Source organism: Arthrobacter sp. TB 23 (assembly GCF_000294595.1).
Taxonomy (GTDB): domain Bacteria; phylum Actinomycetota; class Actinomycetes; order Actinomycetales; family Micrococcaceae; genus Arthrobacter_D.
Map to the genome: position 1 here is coordinate 1 of NZ_ALPM01000084.1, position 4,952 is coordinate 4,952.

The window sequence follows — 4,952 nt, forward strand, 5'->3', positions numbered from 1 at the left end:
GCCTGCACCTCGGCGTCGGGGTGGAGGTACGCCGTCCGACGGCCCCGCAGGCGTATCTCGGGGCCGCCGACGCTGCTGTCAGGGTGTTCGATGCCCTGGACTCCCTCCGGCTTCAGTCACTTCAACGGGCCACCCACCAGATCGGGCTGCGCGCGGAAATCCTGTGGGGCGAGAACCAGGAGCAGCGGGTCACCGGGTATGTCGCGTCACAGGATCTCAACCTGTCGATCGGTGACCTATCGTCAGCGTCAGCCGTACTTGAGGCTGTGGTGCAGGCTGGCGGCGACGATGCCCGGATCAGCTCTCTGTCGTTCGGCTTCTCCGATCCGGAGGCCAGGGCTGCCCAGGCACAGGAGGCCGCCTGGCAGGATGCACTCGCCCGGGCCCGCCGCTGGGCCGAACTGGCGGGATGCGTCCTCGGCACAGTGGAGGAAGTATCCGAGGTGGCGGGACACTCTCCGCGTCCCCTGATGCGCGAAGTGATGTTGGCTGAGCAATCAGCGATGCCCGTCGAACCAGGCGAGGCCGACGTCGTCTGTAGCGTTACGGTCCGCTGGCGGATCGCACCTGCGGCCTAGCTTCGCGGGTGGCTACCTGACCTAGTGTTCCGCCCCGGCGGCCAGGCGCAGGTCCGACGTCGTCTGCTGGCTCGTCAACGCGATGAGGCGAAGCGCGGTTGCCATCTCGGCAACGGGCATTCCCGGAACCCCGTGAACTGCTGCCTGTTCCACGGAATAGGGAACATGGATGAAACCACCCCGAGGACCGTCACTCTTGCGGTCGGTCGTGGTGGCCAGCTGGTCCATGAGCCCGTAAAAGACGTGATTGCACACATAGGTGCCGGCGGTCTGGGAAATTTCAGCGGCAATGCCAGCCTCGATCAAGTCCTGCAACGCCTGCTTGATCGGCAGGGTCGAGAAATACGCCGCCGGTCCGCCGACCCGAATCGGGGCATCGATGGGTTGGTTGCCTTCATTGTCGGGGATGCGGGCGTCGTCGATGTTGATCGCGACGCGTTCCAGCGAGATCCTCGTTCGCCCGCCGGCCTGACCCACGCAGAACACCAGTCTGGGGCGGTGCAGGGACACCGCAGCACGCAGGATGGCGATGCTTTCACCAAAGGTGCAGGGCAGCTCGACCGCAAATGCATCGACCCCGTCAGCACGCAGGTCCTCGGCGGCCTGCTGCGCCGCCTGCCAGGACGGGTTGACTGTTTCGCCGCCGAACGGCTCGAATCCGGTGAGCAGAATCATGGGTCAAGCCTAGGCGACGCCCCACCCGAGTGGCGTAGGCGCACAGTAGTGGTTGCCCAACACCGCGTCCTCGGGTGCGCCACTCTTCTGGGCCGGGCACCGGCGGCCCGGTCAGGCGAGGAACGCGGTCAGCCCCTCGATCAGCCGTTGCACGTCGTCGAGGTTGGTGTAGGGCGCCAGACCCACCCGGAGCCCGCCCGCCGCTCCCAGCCCCAGCACGCCGACCGCTTCAATCGCATAAAAGTTGCTGGCGGGCACCAGGATGTCACGTTCGGCGAGGAACTGGCTGGCCGCGGCAGCGTCGTGGCCGTCGAAGGTGAGCAGCAGCGTCGAGGTCCGGACGGCGGCCCGGGAGTGGACTGTCACGGCCGGCAGCTGGGCTATTGCCGCCTCAAGAAGCGCCAGGAGTGACGCCTCATGCCGTTCGATGTCGGCGTGGGCTGCGGTGAGCTGTTCCCGGCGGGACCCGNCCCGCCGTCGCCCAGGGTCGCCGTGAAGTCGATTGCCGCCGTCGTGCCAGCCATGATCTCGTACGGCAGGGTGCCAAGTTCAAAGCGTTCAGGGACCGCGTTGGTGGAGGGCAGCAGCTTCTCGGGCAACAGCGCCTCCAGCAGGGCTGGCGCGGCGGCGAGCACACCGCAATGGGGGCCCAGGAACTTGTAGGGCGAGCAGACGAAGAAGTCGGCGCCCAGCGCCCGCACATCCACGGCAGCGTGGGCGGCGTAGTGGACACCGTCGACGAACAGGAGGGCACCGGCGTCGTGCACCATCCCGGCAATAGCACGGATGTCGGGCATGGTCCCGAGCAGGTTCGATGCTGCTGTGACGGCGACGAGCCGGGTGCGGGGGCTCAGCGCCTCCCGCAGTTCGTCCAGGCGCAATTCTGAGGTCTCAGGGTCGAAGCTGACCCAGCGGATGGTGGCGCCCCGCCGCTCGGCGGCCTGAACCCACGGCCGGACGTTGCAGTCGTGGTCCAGACGGGTCACGACCACCTCGTCGTCTGGCCCCCAGCCGGTGCTGAGGTGCTTGGCGAAGTCGTAGGTGAGTTGGGTGGCACTGCGGCCGTAGACAATCCCGGACGGGTCCGCGTTGAGGAAATCCGCCATCGCCGACCTGAAGCTGAGGACCGCCTGATCAGCGTTGCGTTCGGAGGCGACTGAGCTCCCCCGAATGGACAGCGGACCGGTGAGCGTATCAGCGATCGCCTGCCCCACGACGCGCGGTGTCTGGGTTCCGCCCGGACCATCAAAATGGGCGATCCCGGAGGCCAGGGACGGGAAGTGTGAACGCAGGCTCTCGACGTCGAGGGGCATGAGGTCCTTTCGGATGGCTGGCAGACGTTGCTCAAGCCTAAGGGGGAAACCCGCGAGAGGTGGGCAGGACTCTACCGCCGCTACCCGGACGCTTGTACGCTGTGCAACAGAACCCGTCGATGCACTTGCGGCCCGAAGGCTGGAGCCTCGGGGAACGCTGCGGAAACCACCGCGTCGTTGTCGTCGGGCTGGTGAACGGACACATTATGGCTGACGCAACCGATCCGGTCATTGCTGTGCGGGGGCTGGGGAAGGTATTCGGAAAAACCCACGCACTGGACGGTCTCGACCTGTCGGTCGGCGCCGGTGAGGTGCATGGGTTTCTTGGCCCAAATGGGGCAGGGAAGTCGACCACCCTGCGGATCCTGCTCGGCCTCATTCGGCCCTCCTCGGGCACTGTCACCGTCTTTGGTGCCGATCCGTGGCGTGAACCGGTCCGCACCCACCGGGATCTCGCCTATCTGCCCGGGGACGTGAGTCTCTGGCCCAACCTGTCCGGTGGAGAGGTCATCGATCTCCTCACCGGGCTGCGCGGTGGCGCTGATGAAGCCTTGCGGACCCGCCTGATCGATGACTTCGAGTTCGATCCACGGCGAAAGAGCCGCACCTATTCGAAGGGCAACCGGCAGAAGGTTGCCCTCATTGCGGCATTCGCGCGGCCTGCCCGGCTATACGTCCTGGATGAACCGAGCTCAGGGCTGGACCCGATCATGGAGTCGGTGTTTCGCCGGGAGATCCGGCGGGTGCACGACGACGGCGCCACCGTGCTGCTCTCCAGCCATATCCTGAGCGAGGTGGAACAGCTCTGTGACCGGGTGACGATTATCCGTTCGGGCCGGGTGGTCGAGTCGGGCTCGCTGGCCGAACTCCGGCACCTCAAGTTGACCCACTTTCGGGTGGAGGGAGTCGACGCCGGACTCCTGGCCCGCCTTCCGGGTGTCCAGGACGTTCACGACGACGGCCTGGCCGCCGAATTCGAGGTGGAGGCCGCCAATCTCCCGTCCGTCCTGGAGGGAATCGCTGCCGTCAGGCCCACCGGTCTGACCATTTCCCCGCCATCACTCGAGTCGCTGTTCCTGCGCCACTACGCCGAGCCATCCTGATGTCCGAAATTCTCCGGCTTGCGTTGGCGCAGCTCCGGCGGGACCGGATTCTGCTGCCGATCTGGATCCTGGGCATTGCCTTGCTGGGTTATGTCACAGCCACCGCGGTGGCCAGCGAGTTTAGCGAGACGGGTGACCGGCGGGCGATCATCGCCGTGGCTGCAGCGAACCCTTCACTGCTGTTCCTGCGCGGGCTGCCGGACGGTTTTAGCCTTGGTGCGGTGGTGTTTTTCCAGGGGTTTGCGTTCACCGCCCTGTTGGCGGGCTTGATGAGTACGTTCCTGGTCATTCGCCATACCCGCGCCGACGAGGAACTGGGGCGTGCGGAACTCATCGGGTCCACACTGCTCCCCCGTGCCGCACCGCTCGCCGCCACGCTGCTGGTGGGCGGCGCCGCAAACCTCCTGCTTGCCGGTTGCGTGGCGGCCAGCTTCCTGGCTGCTGGGCTGCCATCCCCCGGGTCCATCACGGCTGGTCTTGCCGTCGGCGCAGTGGGACTGTTTTTTGTCCCGGTGGCGGCCCTAGCCGCACAGGTGATGCCGTCGGGGCGCAGCGCCAACGGGGTAGCCTCAAGCCTGGTGGGTGCTGCCTACCTGCTACGAGGTATCGGCGACGCAATCGGTACGCCCAGTGCGGACCTCACCCAAGTCACGAGTGGCTGGATTTCGCTGATGTCGCCGATCGGGTGGGGACAACGTTCCCGACCCTTCACCACGGCGGACACTGCGCCGCTATTCGTGCTTGCGGTGGCCGCAGTTGCTGTAGGTGCGGCGGTCCTGATTATCAGGGACCGCCGGGACTTGGGCGCCAGTCTGTTTCCTGAGCGGGCAGTAGCCTCTCGCGGAAGGCTCACGTCCTTCCTCGGTTTGGCGTGGATTCTGCAGCGTCCCACCCTCGTTGGCTGGTGTTGTGGCGCAGCTGTACTGGGCGGCCTTGCCGGCGGGCTCGCACCAGTGGTCACCGATGCGGTGGCTGGCAACACCTCCCTCGAAGAGCTGATCGGACGGCTGGTCCCCGGCAGCCGGACGGATATAGTCGACGTTTTTACCACCGCCCTGCTCGGCATCGCCGGTGTCCTCGCTGCCGCCGCTGGCATCCAGGGGATTCTCAGGTTGCGGGCCGAGGAAACCGAGGGCAGGGCGGAACTGCTTATGACGGTGCCGAAGTCCAGGACCCGCTGGCTTGTCGCCAATCTCCTGTTGGCTATCGCTTCCGCGACCGTGGTGGCGGCTGTCGCAGGAGCTGCTGCCGCCGTCGGGCTGTCGCTGGCTGGCTCGGCAGGG

At 66.5% G+C, this 4,952-nt stretch carries 6 protein-coding genes; 3 read left to right on the forward strand and 3 right to left on the reverse strand.

Translation table 11 applies throughout. The features are described 5' to 3' along the window. A partial coding sequence (locus B384_RS0112320) for an SIMPL domain-containing protein (protein WP_019483405.1) occupies positions 1-578 on the forward strand: 578 nt, incomplete at its 5' end. 21 nt (positions 579-599) lie between these two features. On the opposite strand, the gene pcp is transcribed toward B384_RS0112320, so the two are convergent. The 3 genes from pcp to B384_RS18815 all read right to left on the reverse strand — a co-directional run bounded on the left by pcp (position 600) and on the right by B384_RS18815 (position 2,566). Continuing rightward, the gene (gene pcp, locus B384_RS0112325; RefSeq protein WP_019483406.1) at positions 600-1,253 is read right to left on the reverse strand and encodes a pyroglutamyl-peptidase I; all 654 of its coding nucleotides are present in this window, start codon (positions 1,251-1,253) and stop codon (positions 600-602) included. Positions 1,254-1,364: 111 nt separating this feature from the next. Continuing rightward, positions 1,365-1,682, reverse strand: a complete 318-nt coding sequence (locus B384_RS21420; RefSeq protein ID WP_337459706.1) for an aminotransferase class V-fold PLP-dependent enzyme — start codon at positions 1,680-1,682, stop codon at positions 1,365-1,367. Beyond that, positions 1,634-2,566, reverse strand: a complete 933-nt coding sequence (locus B384_RS18815) for an aminotransferase class V-fold PLP-dependent enzyme (RefSeq protein WP_337459705.1) — start codon at positions 2,564-2,566, stop codon at positions 1,634-1,636. Before B384_RS18815 ends, B384_RS21420 begins: the two co-directional genes overlap by 49 nt. A gap of 206 nt (positions 2,567-2,772) precedes the next feature. Here B384_RS18815 and B384_RS0112335 point away from each other — a divergent pair, with 206 nt between their 5' ends. Both B384_RS0112335 and B384_RS18820 read left to right on the forward strand, forming a co-directional pair. Then, a complete protein-coding gene (locus tag B384_RS0112335; RefSeq protein ID WP_026041161.1) occupies positions 2,773-3,669 on the forward strand; it encodes an ABC transporter ATP-binding protein in 897 nt (298 codons plus the stop codon). Beyond that, a partial coding sequence (locus B384_RS18820) for an ABC transporter permease (protein ID WP_019483409.1) occupies positions 3,669-4,952 on the forward strand: 1,284 nt, incomplete at its 3' end. The genes B384_RS0112335 and B384_RS18820, both read left to right, overlap by 1 nt.

What these genes read in the sequence shown, in the direction of transcription:
- pcp (WP_019483406.1), bottom strand. Translation starts at nt 1,253, where the DNA reads ATGATTCTGCTCACCGGATTCGAGCCGTTCGGCGGCGAAACAGTCAAC.
- B384_RS0112335 (WP_026041161.1), top strand. Translation starts at nt 2,773, where the DNA reads ATGGCTGACGCAACCGATCCGGTCATTGCTGTGCGGGGGCTGGGGAAG.